Here is a 14477-nt window from a genome sequence, read left to right as displayed (position 1 = left end):
TTTAGATTTTAATTAAAATGTTATATCTAATCCAAGGCTGAAACTCCTAACGTTCGGATAAGCCCATACGGAATTGTCTGTTTCCAGGTCAAGCCCTTTGTAGGGAGTAATTGTGAACGGATTATTGATATCTGCATACACACGGATATTAGATAAAACTTTCTTTGACTGTTTCATCGGTATCGTATATCCTAAAGTAATGTTACGGCAACGGATGAACCAACTTTTTTCAAGATAGTAGTCACCAATCTTACCCGTACTTGTGCTTCCTGCAGAAACCGGACTCTTATCCTGAAAGTATCCCGGACGAGTTGCCGAAGTATTATCGTGAGACCATACATCTTTAGATGAAACAGGCATATTGTACCCCCGGTACATATTTACAATACCTGTCATACCATCAGCTCCGGTTAACCACAAGTCTTTATAAGAACCTATATTCCATAGGGCAAACTGTCCGTAGAAATAGATATTGAAATCAAAATTCTTATAACGTAACGTATTGTTGAATCCTATCATATATCCAGGATCTTTACTACCATAAATAACCATATCTGCTTCATCAATCTTCCCATCAGGTTTACCACTTTTTACCGGAATACCGTATTTATCAACTTTTAGTGTACCGTCTTCATTATATACATAACCATCCAAATCCTTGATCTTTACCTGACCAGGTACTGAGCCTGCCATCCAGTCTACAGTTTCTCCTTCCTGGATTAAGCCATCGGACATGTATCCGAAATAGTAACGGATCGGTGCATCGTACAGTGAATAAGCTGCCGGTTTCCATGACGCATCACGAGTTTTCCATTTATCACGATAAAAAGAGAATGTAAAATCCGAATTCCAACTAAAATCTTTTGTATCAATATTCTTGGTATTAATTGTCAATTCAAATCCTTGACTTTGCGTTTCACCTATATTAGCGGCAATTTTGCTTACTTCATTATAAGATAATAATGTGCGTTCGCTCAGCAGATCTGATACGACTTTATGATAGTATTCAGCCGTTACATTCAAACGGTTATTGAAGAAACCTAAATCCAAACCGACATTCCATTCAGTAGTAGTTTCCCATTTCAGGTCAGGATTACCCATTTGGTCCAGATAAACACCGACTGACTCAGTTCCTCCAAATTCATTATTATTGCCGGTTTTGTAATAGGAAATCGCCTTATTACCAATATTGGAATTACCGGTCTGACCATAGCTCAGACGTAATTTACCATTCGATAGTACGTTTGTTAACGGACGCATAAATTCTTCTTCAGTAAATCTCCAACCTAAAGCAACAGATGGGAAATAACCCCAACGGTTATTTTGGGCAAAGTTGGAAGCCCCATCGGCACGTAATGTGGCTGTCAGTAAGTAACGATCTTTGAAAGAATAATTTACGCGACCGAAGAAAGACGCCATTTCATCTTTGGATGCAGAAGAACCAACACTAGGCTTCGGATAAGCTCCTGCTCCCAGATTATTGTATAAGAAACCGTCAATAAGAAACTGACTGTTTCCTGCTGATAAAGATTCATCAGTGAAACGCTGAAAAGAATAACCGACTAGTGCATTCAAATTGTGATTACCAAATTGTTTTGCATAGTTGGCAGTTAATTCTAACAGATAATCTGATTTATCATACTGGGCAATATCTGCTTGCCCGTCTTTTTTAGCTCCATAAAGAGTTGTTTTAGGCAAATACACCTTGTGTTTCTGATAATTACGATCAATGCCAAGATTCGCTTTTAAAGTCAAATCTTTGATAGGCTTTACTTCTATAAAAGAAGTAGCCAGTAATCTTTCCTTGGTCGTTTTGTCTGTTATGTCAAGTAATGAAACCGGATTCGGTAAAAATGCAGCTTCGTCATTTAAAATATATTCGCCGTTTTCATCTCTAATGCCTAGAATTGGATTAAACTGAGCTGCAGCCACCATGATACTGGCATTTTCATTTTGTCCGGAACCTAATGGGACATTGTTCATCTGATTTCTTGACAATGTCAGATTTACACCGACTTTTACATATTTGCTGATTACCTGTTCCAGATTCATGCGACCTGTATAACGTTCCATATCATTATTCTTCACTACTCCGTTTTGCTTGAAGAAGTTACCGGATATTAAATACTTTGTCATATCAGTTCCACCATTAATTGAAATATTATGTTGGGTCTGAAAACCTGTACGGGTAATTTCATCAAACCAATTTGTATCATTTGTTGGATTACTAATCTGAGCATCTGTATAACGTGGGGTATAAGTAGAAGAGGCTTCCGATTCATTTTTTCCTCCATAAATACCTATTTTATTATCCTTCATCCATTGTTCGTATTGATAGCGATTAGACTGGATCATAAAATCTTTTGCATCCAGCATATCGTAAGAATTAGCGAGGGTTTGAACACTGGCTGTTCCTGAATATGTAACAGTGGGAGCACCGGTCTTACCTTTTTTAGTAGTTATAATGATTACACCGTTACCTGCACGTGCACCATAAATAGCGGTAGAGCTTGCATCCTTCAATACTTCGATAGACTCGATATCATTCGGATTTATAGAAGCCAGGATATTATCGGTTGTTCCGCTTGAATATTTTCCTGTTTTGATTTTATCCTCATTAGGAGTACTTATGGGAAAACCATCGATAATAATCAACGGATCATTACTTGCATTAACAGAGGCAGCACCGCGAATACGGAAATTTGTACCTCCACCAGGTTGTGCACTTACAGCGCTCACCTGCAAACCGGCAGCTTTTCCGGCCAGGGCATGGCTGATAGTCGAAACAGTTCCCACCGGTGCGTCATCCATTTTGACAGAAGCAACAGCACCTGTCAGGTCTTTTTTCTTCATCGTGCCATAACCGACGACAACAACCTCCTCCAGTGCTTGTGTATCTTCTTTCAATAATACATCAATTATACTTTTACCCTTTACTGCTATATCTTGTTGGATATATCCTATAAAAGATATTTGCAATACGGCATTTTCCGGAACCTCGATCGAATAATTACCGTTTACATCGGTAGTTGTTCCGTTGGTTGTCCCTTTTTGGATAATGTTTGCTCCTGCAATCGGTCCAAAAGTATCATTCACTGTACCGGTTATTTTGCGGTTTTGTTGTATTATGCCTGTTACAGGTGATGATATTTCTGTCGTTAATACTATATGGCGATCTTTAATGGTATATTTCAAACCTGTTTTAGTGGCGATAGCATCCAGAACATCCTGGATATTTGCATTTTTCTTTGTAATAGAGATTTTCTCATTTTTGTTTATCTCTTCCAGATTATAGAAAAACAGGAATTCAGACTGTTTTTCTATTTGTTTCAGTACATATTCCAGTGTCTCATTTTTAATAGAAAGACTCAATTTGGTGGTTTGTGCATAAGTTGCTGCTACCATTTGTGATAGACAAACAATAAGCATTAACACGGTTAGCTTCATAATTTTAATAGTTCTTTTCAGGTTTACAGAAACAACTATACGTTGATAATTCATACTTTTGATTGTTTTAAGATTAAACACATTTTCCACGGCAATGGAAGTTTAATTGAATCACATACTTTAGAAAAGAATATCCGGCAAGATATTTTTTCCCTTCTTTTTTAATTACTTACGTTATCCACTCATACTATTGAATTTAAAAGTTAACTACTCTTATAACTTATCTTTCCGAAATCGTCACATGATGGTCGTCAATCTTATATTTGACCGGAATAGATAAATTTATTATTTCCATAATATCTTTAATACTCTGTCCCCGATAGAAAGTTCCGGTGAAAGTACGCTTATTCAATGTCTTAGAACTTACAGCAAACTCTACACCATAAACGTGACTAAGACGATCTAAAATTGCTTTTAGACTTTGTTCATGAAAATAATAATAACCGGAAGTCCACGATACAAATTGCCGGGCATCCACTTTTCGAAGGATAGCAGATTCTGTATTCCGGTTATATACAAACTGCTGGTTGGATTCCAATATCGTTTGTTTAGCAATATGCATTGTTGTCAGACGAACTGATCCTTCCAGCAACGTAGTGATTGTCATAGAATCCATTGGATAAGCCATTACATTGAACTTGGTTCCAAGGGCTTCGATATCCTGTTCTTTTGTCTTTACAATAAAAGGTTTATTCTTTTGTTTGGCGACTTCAAAATATGCCTCACCTTCCAGATATACAATACGTTTATCTTTTCCAAAATTCTTATCATAATGGAAAGTCGTTTTTGAGCCAAGACTAACATGTGTACCATCTGGTAACTCTATTACATCTGCCTCCAGGCCGTCACCTCCTATATACTTAGAATATAAAGTCTTGTCGTCATCACGGATAAATAAAAAGAAAACAGAACTAATCGCCACAGCTATCAGGGCCACCGCTGCATAGCTACTTATTTGGTACCAAAGATTGAACCGGCGAGTTTGTGAATTTTTCTTTTTATTAAGCAAACGCTGCCAGCTGGAAGCCGTATCCAGCGGTTTTCCTAAAAACAGACCGGCATCATACATTGCTTTGATTTCAAAGAATGTCTCTTTGTTGGAGGCACTCTCATTCACCCAATCGTAAAAAAGGTCTGTTTCTTCTTTGGAAAGATTACCTTGCAAGTAACCTATAACTAACTCTGTATAATCATGTTCCATACTATTCCCCTGTAATTCGTCGTCTTTAGTGACTTAGTCCTTTATGAACTAAGTAATTCTTCAAATCTCGGAAACAGTCAAAAGAACCACGCAAAATGAAAACTTCAACTCTTTTACTTCTGCTATTTTTGCTCATACTTAATCTAATAAACAGAAAAATATGAAACGTTATGGAAGTGTTATCGGCGTAAAGCCTGAAAAATTGGAGGAATATAAGAAATTGCATGCAGCCGTATGGCCGGCGGTGCTGGCTATGATCAGTGAATGTAATATCCGCAATTACTCCATTTATTACAAAGACGGAATGCTGTATAGCTATTATGAATATATCGGAAATGATTATGAAAAGGATATGCAGCGAATGGCTGCCGATCCGACCACACAGGAATGGTGGAAGCTCACCGACCCCTGCCAGCAACCGGTAGAGAACCGTGCTCCCGGCGAATGGTGGGCTGCTATGGAAGAAGTTTTCCATACAGACTGAATAGCATATAAATAGAATAGACTTTAAATATTATTGAACATGAACGACATTATTATTAAACTTGGCGAATGCGTGGAATTCGGCAAGATCAGTCTTGCATCGCCCTATCCACCGGCAATGAAAGGACAACCGGGTGCTGACGAATTGACCCGGGAAGCATTGGAGAACGGCTTATCTCCTCAATCCGTACTGAATGACGCCCTGATACCGGCAATGAACCGGGTCGGCAATAAGTTTACGGAAGGGAAGATATTCGTACCTCAAATGCTGTTATCGGCTAAAGCGATGAATAGTGCCATGAAGCACCTGAAACCTTTTTTTCAGAATGGCGAGATCAAACGAAAAGGTGTATTTGTTATCGGTACCGTTATGGGTGATTTGCACGATATCGGCAAGAACCTGACAGGCATGATGGTGGAAGGCTCCGGTTGGGAAGTGATCGACTTGGGGACGGATGTGCCGGCCGAGAAATATATTCAGGCATTGGACGAACATCCCGGAGCTGTCTGCGGTATGTCTGCCTTGCTGACTACTACCATGAGTAATATGCAACCGATGATCGCCACTATACGTGCAAAATATCCCGAAACTAAAGTGGTTGTCGGTGGAGCACCGTTGAATGCGGAATTTGCTCAAAAGATCGGGGCGGATGCTTATGCCCGTGATCCGCAGGATAATATCAACTGGTTGGATTCAATCGTAGCCTGATGGCGTATGAATAAGTTTATCAAACAATTACAGGATAGCGACAAGCGGATCGCTATCCCTATCATGACCCATCCCGGCATTGAAGCGATCGGGAAAAAAGTGATCGATGCCGTTACGGACGGCGAGGTTCATTATCAGGCAATCAAACAGGTGACGGAAACCTATCATACAACGGCTTGTACCGTCATTATGGATTTGACTGTCGAGGCGGAGGCTTTTGGTTGTGCGATCAGTATGCCGGAACACGAGGTACCCAGTGTTACCGGGCGTCTGGTGTATGACGAAGAAACCGTGAATAACCTGCAGGTCCCTTCTTTGTCTGCAGGCCGGATGCCGGAATATCTGAAAGCGAACCGCCTGGCAGTGGAAAACATAAAAGACAAACCTGTTCTGTCCGGTTGTATCGGCCCTTTCTCATTAGCGGGAAGACTCTATGATATGTCTGAGATTATGGTCGGTATTTATATCGAACCGGATGTGGTAAAAACGCTGTTGGATAAATGTACAGCTTATATTACAGCTTATTGCCGGGAGCTGAAAGCGATCGGCGCAACAGGTGTGATCATGGCCGAACCGGCTGCCGGATTACTTTCCAATGAAGACTGTCAGGAATATTCGACCGTTTATGTCCGGCAGATAGTGGAGGCGGTACAGGATGAGAACTTTGCCGTGATCTTACATAATTGCGGAAATAAAGGACAATGTACCCAGGCAATGATCGATTCCGGCGCTGCAGCTTTACATTTCGGAAATGCCGTAAATATGGTCGAGACGTTGGAACAATGCCCGTCAGACCTCATCGTGATGGGAAACATCGACCCTGTCGGCATTCTGAAACAGGCCACATCGGAAGAGGTGTACCGGATTACTGCTGATTTGTTGTCAAAGACATCGCAGTATAAAAACTTTGTTATCTCTTCCGGTTGTGATATGCCGCCTTTGGTCCCGGATGCAAATATCAAAGCCTTTTATCAGGCAATAGCCGATTTTAATACAGGGAAATGATGTTCCGGTCATACACATTTTCGTTTGAAGAGGTTCGTCCGGAAATACCGGTATTGATGGAGTATCTCCAAATCCCGGATTCAGAGAGTTATGCACTCGTCTCGGAGATTGTGGAGAAAACCTTTGACGAATTGAAAGATTCGAAAGAGATTATCGGTGGATACCGCGTACTGGATTGTCCGGAAGTAAATATGAGAGAAGGAATAGTCGCTTGTTCTGCAGGGTATTTGCATACAGGGCGTAAGATTAGCGGTTATATGAAAGGATCCGGCCGGATAGCTTTATTTCTTTGTACGGCAGGGAAAATTTTTACCGGGTTGTCACAAGCTTATCAGCAGAACGGTGATTTTCTGGAGGCATTCGTTGTCGAGTCGATCGGCTCGGCGACCGTTGAAAATGCAATGGATAAAGTGCAGCAGTATTTGGAAGAAGATATGACAGAACAGGGAAAGAAGATCACGAACCGTTACAGTCCGGGCTATTGCGAATGGGCATTGTCAGGGCAGCGCGATCTGTTTGCCTATATCGGCGACCACCCGACCGGGATCACTATCAATGAATCTTGTCTGATGCAGCCGATCAAATCGGTTAGCGGAATTATAGGAATAGGGGATGAGGTCAGAAAGCGGCCTTATGGCTGTGATATCTGTAACAGCGCCTCTTGTGCGTATCGGAATATTAGAAGAAAAAAACATTAAGAGTTATGACATTTGAATTATTATTCGGAATCGGGCTGATAGCTATCGGGGCGTTTTCGTCGGGAAGTTTCTCGATCCCTTTTGGAAAGACCCGTAACTGGGCGTGGGAAAACTATTGGCTGATATATAGTTTGTTTGCTTATGTGATCGTGCCGTTGGTGGCATGCTATGTTTTTTGTCCGGGCTTTATGAATGTGCTGTCCGGTGTCCCGGCACAGACGTTGGGATGGATCTTTTTACTGGGGATCATCTACGGTATTTGTAATCTTACCTTCGGACTTTCCCTGCGTTATCTGGGGCTTTCGTTAGGCTTCTCGCTTTCTTTGGGATTGATGATGATACTGGGAACAATCATTCCTCCGGCTATCGACGGGCGTTTGAATATTCTCTTGCAACAATCCGGGGGGACTATGTTGATAGCCGGTTTGCTGATTGCCGCAGTCGGTATTGCTTTGAGTGGATATGCCGGTTACCGGAAAGATAAAGGTGCCGGACCGGAAGCGAACCCGGAACTTAATTTCGGAAAAGGACTGGTGCTGGTTTTCTTTGTCGGAATAACCGGTGCTTCGCAAGCCCTGGGTATAGAACAGGGCACGGGGATTTCATCTGCTTTGGTCGCTTCGGGTATCGATCCGCTATTCCAGACGTTACCTGTCTTTTTCGTATTGTTCGGCGGTTCTTTTCTGGCGACTGCGATTTGGTGCTTGTTCCTGTCGAAAAAGAATAATAACCTGAAAGTCTTTGTAAAGACAAAGGATATCGCTGTTTCAAGCAACTACCTGTATTGCGGATTGGCGGGTTTTCTTTGGTTTGTCAACTTTATCTTTTACGGCATGGGGAAAAGCCGGATGGGAGAGTTCTCGTTTACGGCCTGGGGAATATTGATGTCGCTGACCATTGTTTTTGCTACCCTTTGGGGATTGTACCGGGGTGAATGGAAGGCTACGGATACAAAGACAAAAGCATGGATGTATGCCGGACTGGTCGTATTGGTTGCTGCCTCTTTCATTATAGGAATGAGTGGCGGAGAGTGAGGATAATTAAAAATTGAAAATTGAGAATTGAAAATTATGACTTCAAGAGAGCGTGTTTTATCAGCTATAGCTCATAAAGAGCCTGACCGTGTTCCGGTCGATATGGGAGCAACTCCCAGTTCGGGTATTTCGGCAATTGCCTATTCCAATTTATTAAAACACCTGGGGCGTACCGACCTCCCGGTTCAGATTTACGATGTGGTGCAGCAACTGGCACAGCCGGATCTGTCGATTATCGATCAGTTCGGTATCGATGTCCTCGATATCGGCCGTACGTTTAATGTGAGTCCGTCCGACTGGCAGGAGACAATACTGGCTAATGGCGATAAAGCCCTGTATCCCGCCTGGTTCAGTCCTGTAGAACAACCCGACGGTTCCTGGCATTGTTATGATACCGATGGTAAACGCCTGTTAGCAATGATGCCGAAAGGTGCCACATTCTTCGACCAGTCCTATTTCCCTTACGTGGATGGCTATCCTGATAGTTACGACGGTCTGGATGAAGAGATGGGACGTGTCCTGTGGTCGCGTTATGTGCACAGTCCCTGGGATCATGCTGCCGATGACGGTTTTTGGGAACAGTTGAGAACAAATGCCTTGCATTTGCGGGAGACAACGGATAAGGCATTGATGATCGTTTGCGGTTGCAATCTTTTTGAATGGGGAACTTTCCTGTGGCGGATGGATAATTTCCTGATGGACCTGCTTTGTGATCCGGACCAGGTGGAACGTGTATTGGATGAGTTACTGGAACGTCACCTGGCAACACTTGAAAAGGTTTGTGCTTCGGTCGGCGATATAGTTGACATTATCCGCTTCGGGGATGACCTCGGGATGACAACCGGTCCGTTTATGGATCCGGATACTTATAAAACCCTTTTCAAACCCCGTCATAAACAGTTATGTGACTATGTAAAATCGCATAGTCAGATGCATACCTTTATCCATTCCTGCGGTTCCATCTCTTCATTAATGCCGCATATGATCGAGGCAGGAATTGAAGTTTTCAACCCGGTACAAACCAATGCCGTAGATATGTCTCCCGAATTTCTGAAAAAAGAGTTCGGACAGGATTGTACTTTCTGGGGCGGTGGTGTAGAAACCGTCGGTACACTGAACAACGGTACACCGGCTCAAGTTCGTGAACAAGTCCTGGAGCGTCTGGAGATCATGTCGTCCGGAGGTGGTTTTGTCTTTAATACCGTGCACAATATACTTCCGGATGTTCCGCCGGAGAATATTATCGCGATGTTTGATGCGGTGAAAGAGTTTAATAATAAATGAAGTTGATGATGTGAAAATATAAAAAAAACAATGCTTTTTGGGGGTGTACTTTCTGTTTGACTTGTACGTTGGAAAATAACGAAAGCACTGTTTCCTCCGTCTGTTAAAGAATAAAATGTGATTCAATATATATAGGCAGGGATTGATGATTAGTTAAATAATGATCATAGTTTTTGTAGAACTACGTATCTTTTTGCAAAAATAGAAAAACATCCGATAAAATCGTTTAAAAATCCGTTCTTTTTTTTGCAAAATCCGATATTAAACTAATAATAGAGGGGTAAAAGGTGAAGTTTTAACCTTTAACAAAACGTTTGTTGAGTTTTGTCTGCATATTTTTGACGCAATTTACTGATTATCTCGGAATAATTATTGTCTCTGAACCATAGTTCTACAAAGACTATGGTTCAGAGACTTTTTTTATAAGTATGCAATAATAGATTGCAAAGGTGATGATTTTTATGGTTTAGACTTATGAATAGTCGTTTGATATTTGTATTAACTTTTGTTTGACCTTATCTCTAATCTCAATACGAATTGAAGGTGGATGAGATATAGCTATAGTATTAATGAATATAAAAGAATTTGTAAACCTAAATTTAATGCCTATGATATAAAGAAAAGGACAGTATGCTAAAAACGGATAATGTTTACACAATTATTCGGTTCACGTAAGATTAAACCAAATGTAAAACTGGTTAAAACTCTTAAACTAAGTAATTATTATGAATAAAAAAAGAATTGAAATAGGGATGGTAGCTAAAAGATCCCTTCCTATATTCGTTTTTACGACATTTTTATTTGTTTTGGCAGATTCGGCTTTTGCCACTGGAGCTGATGAAAAATCTACTATTACAGATAATAAAGTCAAAAAAGCAGGAATGGCTCTTATTCCTGCTCCAATGCAACAACAGAAAAAAATCAGTGGAGTAGTGACAGATGATTTAGGTGAACCTTTGCCTGGAGTTGCTATTCAGGTTGTAGGAACGCCGAGGGGGGTAACTACCGATGTTGATGGGACATATTCTATAGAAGTAAAAGAATCAGACAAATTGGTCTTTACTTATTTAGGAATGGAAACGCAAACAATTCCTGTTATAGGTAAAAAAGAACTGAATGTTACATTGAAACCTAAAGTTGACGAATTGGAAGAGGTTACTGTTGTTGCTTTTGCCAAGCAGAAAAAAGAATCGGTTATTTCTTCTATTACTTCCGTTAAACCTACTGATTTAAAAGTTCCAGTAGTAACTTGACAACATCTTTGGCTGGTCGTATTTCCGGCTTGATTGCTTATCAGAGAAGTGGAGAACCTGGACAAGACAATGCAGAATTCTTCGTTCGCGGTGTAACAACATTCGGTTATAAAAAAGATCCATTGGTATTGTTGGATAATAATGAAATATCTTCTTCAGATTTGTCAAAAATCCAGCCAGATGACATTGCCAGTTTTAATATTATGAAAGATGCTGCAGCAACAGCCCTGTATGGTTCGCGTGGAGCAAATGGCGTTATTTTGGTTACAACGAAAGAAGGTGTTGAAGGAAAGCCAGACTGAATGTCCGTTATGAAGAGTCTATCACAACCCCTACAAGTATGGTTGATTTGGCAGATGCGGTAACATATATGAAGCTGCACAATGAGGCCATTAAAACACGTGACCCACTGGGAGCAACTATGTATTCACAACAGAAAATCGATAATACGATTGCCGGAGGAAATCCGTATGTTTTACCCTGCTAATGATTGGTATGATATTATGTTTAAAAAACAGGCTCATAGTCGTCGCTTGAATTTCAACTTAAGTGGTGGTGGTAAAGTTGCCAGTTATTATATCACAGGAACTTATAACTCAGATAAAGGAAATCAGAAAGTAGACGGTGTAAGTAACTTTAATAATAATGTCAATTTGAATCGTTATATTTTACGTTCCAACGTAAATATTAAAGTAACACCTACAACAACAGCAAAGGTTCGTTTGCAGGGTACTTTTGACGATTATAGTGGTCCGTTGGATGGCGGAGATAATTTGTATAAGAAAGTGATGAATGCCAATCCGGCGTTGTTTCCGCCCTATTATTTGCCTGATGAAGCGAATAAATATACTCAACATGTTTTATTTGGTAATGCAGATAAGGCACAATATATGAATCCGTATGCAGAGATGGTAAAAGGGTATAAAGAATATTCGACTTCCAATATGTTTGCCCAGTTTGAATTGGAGCAAAAATTGGATTTCATAACCGAAGGTCTTTCTTTGAGGGGATTGTTTAATACGAGTCGTTATTCATACTTTGAAGTAAAACGTGCTTATAATCCTTTTTATTATTCAGCAGGTATGTACGACAAGGCCTCAGATACTTACAAACTGAATATATTGAATGAACAGAGCGGCACGGAATATTTGAATTATGTGCCGGGAGAAAAAAAGGTTAATTCTGCTCTTTATTTTGAAAGTGCATTGAACTGGAATCGTATTTTCCATGAAAAACATAATGTTGGCGGCTTGTTGGTTTTCACGATGAGGGAATCGAAGAATGGAAATGAAAGTGACCTACAAAAGTCATTACCTTCACGAAATATCAGTTTGGCAGGACGTTATACTTATGCTTACGACGGACGTTATTTCGCTGAATTTAACTTTGGGTATAACGGTTCTGAACGTTTTGCAAAAAAAGAACGTTTTGGTTTCTTTCCTTCCGGAGGTTTAGGTTGGTTCATTTCCAATGAAAATTTTTTCCCTGAGGCTTTGAAAAAGACAGTGACCAAGTTAAAATTGAAAGCAACTTATGGTTTAGTTGGTAATGATGCAATCGGTAGTGAAGACGACCGCTTCTTCTATTTATCTAATGTGAATATGAATAACTCATATCTGGGCTCATCTTTCGGTACGTTAGGTAATAGAGGGGGCGTGGGTTGAGCGGAATTTCCATTAGTCGTTATCCGAATGAAGACATCACTTGGGAAATTGCACGTAAGGCCAATTATGGTATTGAATTAGGCTTATTTGACAAAATTGAAATCCAGGCAGATTATTTCACGGAAAAGCGTTGGAATATTTTGATGGATCGTGCTGCCATACCGGAGACGATGGGGCTTCAAAGTAGTTTGAGAGCAAATGTTGGAGAAGCAAAGAGCCATGGTATTGATATGTCGCTTGATTATAATCACTCGATCAATAAAGATTTATGGATTACGGGGCGTGCTAATTTCACGTATGCAACTAGTGAGTTTTTAGTATATGAAGAACCAGATTATAGTAGTACGCCTTGGAAATCACGTATCGGTCATTCGTTGGCTCAAGAATATGGCTATGTTGCTGAACGCTTATTCATTGATGAAGAAGATATCCGCAACTCTCCGGTTCAGTTTGGTAATTATATGGCTGGAGATATTAAATATAAGGATTTGAAACGGTGACGGGAAAATAACGGAATTAGATCAGGCAGCTATCGGTTATCCTACCAGTCCTGAAATTGTGTACGGTTTTGGTTTTTCTATGGGATATAAAGATTTTGACCTTTCTTGTTTCTTCCAAGGATTGGCAAGGGAATCGTTTTGGATTGATGTAGAAAAAACTTCCCATTTATTGGAAACCAAAGTGCATTGTTGCAAGCGTATGCCGATAGCCATTGGTCGGAAGCTGATCGTAATACACAAGCATTGTGGCCGCGTCTGTCTACATCCGTAGTTGAAAATAACAATAAGAAATCTAACATGGTTTATGCAGAATGGCGGATTTTTGCGATTGAAATCATTGGAATTCGGTTATCGTATTCCGAAGCATATTATTGATAAAGCCATATAAGTGATTTACGTTTCTATTTAAGCGGAACCAACTTGCTGACTTTCTCTAAATTTAAATTGTGGGATCCGGAAAATGGGTGGAAATGGTTTGGGATATCCTATCCAGAGAGTATTTAATGCCGGAGTTCAGTTGTCATTCTTAAAATGTAAATAAGATGATGAAAAATATATTATTAAAAAGCTTACTGTTCTGTATCGTATTACTGGAATGTATCTCTTGTAATTATTTGGATATTGTTCCGGATAATATGGCGACAATTGATTATGCATTCCGTAATCGTACAGCATGTGAAAAGTATTTTATATACTTGTTATAGCTATCGCCCGAGGCATGGCGATTTCTCGTGGACCGGCGATTGCTGCTACAGATGAAGTTTGGTGCCATTCTTATATTAATTCTGCCGGGTTATATAGCTCGTGGCATGCAGAAAGTGAATGATCCTTATATGAACTTCTGGAGCGGAGCTAAATCAGGGGATTCCTTTGTCATTCCGGCTTTGTGGGATGGTATTCGTGACTGTAATATATTTCTTGAGAATGTGGATAAAGTAACAGATTTACCTTCGTATGAACGTGACCGTTGGATAGCAGAAGTAAAATTCCTGAAAGCCTATTATCATTTTTATTTGTTCCGAATGTATGGTCCTATACCTATTATGGATGTCAATCTGCCGGTATCGGCTACTCCGGAAGAGGTAAAAGTATATCGTGAACCGGTAGATAATGTTGTTGATTATATAGTAAATCTGCTGGATGAAGCGGCTGCAGGTCTTCCTTCTAATGACGACTTGGTGGAAGGCACTGAAGCCGGA

9 protein-coding genes and 1 pseudogene are annotated in these 14477 nt (G+C 40.3%); 8 read left to right on the top strand and 2 right to left on the bottom strand.

The window, feature by feature from the left end; genetic code table 11:
* Nucleotides 1-12: 12 nt before the first annotated feature.
* Nucleotides 13-3501, bottom strand: coding sequence for a TonB-dependent receptor (locus C825_RS00265; protein ID WP_010800947.1), 3489 nt, complete (start codon nucleotides 3499-3501; stop codon nucleotides 13-15).
* A gap of 166 nt (nucleotides 3502-3667) precedes the next feature.
* A complete protein-coding gene (locus C825_RS00260) occupies nucleotides 3668-4648 on the bottom strand; it encodes a FecR family protein (protein ID WP_010800946.1) in 981 nt (326 codons plus the stop codon).
* A 160-nt stretch (nucleotides 4649-4808) separates the two neighbouring features.
* Here C825_RS00260 and C825_RS00255 point away from each other — a divergent pair, with 160 nt between their 5' ends.
* The 8 genes and pseudogenes from C825_RS00255 to C825_RS00220 all read left to right on the top strand — a co-directional run.
* Nucleotides 4809-5132 (top strand): L-rhamnose mutarotase, encoded by a 324-nt coding sequence (locus C825_RS00255; RefSeq protein WP_009860107.1) that lies wholly within the window; start codon nucleotides 4809-4811, stop codon nucleotides 5130-5132.
* Nucleotides 5133-5171: 39 nt separating this feature from the next.
* The gene (locus C825_RS00250) at nucleotides 5172-5840 is read left to right on the top strand and encodes a cobalamin B12-binding domain-containing protein (RefSeq protein WP_010800945.1); all 669 of its coding nucleotides are present in this window, start codon (nucleotides 5172-5174) and stop codon (nucleotides 5838-5840) included.
* 6 nt (nucleotides 5841-5846) lie between these two features.
* Nucleotides 5847-6845 carry a uroporphyrinogen decarboxylase family protein gene (locus C825_RS00245; protein ID WP_010800944.1) on the top strand — a complete coding sequence of 333 codons (999 nt, stop codon included), beginning with the start codon at nucleotides 5847-5849 and terminating at the stop codon, nucleotides 6843-6845.
* The gene (locus C825_RS00240; protein ID WP_224264106.1) at nucleotides 6842-7543 is read left to right on the top strand and encodes a vitamin B12 dependent-methionine synthase activation domain-containing protein; all 702 of its coding nucleotides are present in this window, start codon (nucleotides 6842-6844) and stop codon (nucleotides 7541-7543) included. The genes C825_RS00245 and C825_RS00240 overlap by 4 nt, the downstream gene beginning before the upstream one ends.
* Nucleotides 7544-7548: 5 nt before the next feature.
* Nucleotides 7549-8577: an L-rhamnose/proton symporter RhaT gene (locus C825_RS00235; protein WP_010800942.1), complete on the top strand. Its 1029-nt coding sequence runs from the start codon at nucleotides 7549-7551 to the stop codon at nucleotides 8575-8577.
* Between the two features lie 36 nt (nucleotides 8578-8613).
* Nucleotides 8614-9861: a uroporphyrinogen decarboxylase family protein gene (locus C825_RS00230; RefSeq protein WP_010800941.1), complete on the top strand. Its 1248-nt coding sequence runs from the start codon at nucleotides 8614-8616 to the stop codon at nucleotides 9859-9861.
* 725 nt (nucleotides 9862-10586) lie between these two features.
* A pseudogene (locus tag C825_RS00225) lies at nucleotides 10587-13819 on the top strand (SusC/RagA family TonB-linked outer membrane protein).
* A 268-nt stretch (nucleotides 13820-14087) separates the two neighbouring features.
* Nucleotides 14088-14477: RagB/SusD family nutrient uptake outer membrane protein (locus tag C825_RS00220; RefSeq protein ID WP_250690537.1), on the top strand; the 390-nt coding region annotated here is incomplete at its 3' end.

This window comes from Parabacteroides sp. ASF519, from assembly GCF_000364265.2.
GTDB lineage: Bacteria > Bacteroidota > Bacteroidia > Bacteroidales > Tannerellaceae > Parabacteroides > Parabacteroides goldsteinii.
The sequence above is the reverse complement of the archived record's forward strand: the minus strand, read 5'-3'. Positions and strand labels throughout refer to the sequence as shown.

What these genes read in the sequence shown, in the direction of transcription:
- C825_RS00260 (WP_010800946.1), bottom strand. Translation starts at nt 4,648, where the DNA reads ATGGAACATGATTATACAGAGTTAGTTATAGGTTACTTGCAAGGTAAT.
- C825_RS00255 (WP_009860107.1), top strand. Translation starts at nt 4,809, where the DNA reads ATGAAACGTTATGGAAGTGTTATCGGCGTAAAGCCTGAAAAATTGGAG.
- C825_RS00240 (WP_224264106.1), top strand. Translation starts at nt 6,842, where the DNA reads ATGATGTTCCGGTCATACACATTTTCGTTTGAAGAGGTTCGTCCGGAA.
- C825_RS00235 (WP_010800942.1), top strand. Translation starts at nt 7,549, where the DNA reads ATGACATTTGAATTATTATTCGGAATCGGGCTGATAGCTATCGGGGCG.
- C825_RS00250 (WP_010800945.1), top strand. Translation starts at nt 5,172, where the DNA reads ATGAACGACATTATTATTAAACTTGGCGAATGCGTGGAATTCGGCAAG.
- C825_RS00245 (WP_010800944.1), top strand. Translation starts at nt 5,847, where the DNA reads ATGAATAAGTTTATCAAACAATTACAGGATAGCGACAAGCGGATCGCT.
- C825_RS00265 (WP_010800947.1), bottom strand. Translation starts at nt 3,501, where the DNA reads ATGAATTATCAACGTATAGTTGTTTCTGTAAACCTGAAAAGAACTATT.
- C825_RS00230 (WP_010800941.1), top strand. Translation starts at nt 8,614, where the DNA reads ATGACTTCAAGAGAGCGTGTTTTATCAGCTATAGCTCATAAAGAGCCT.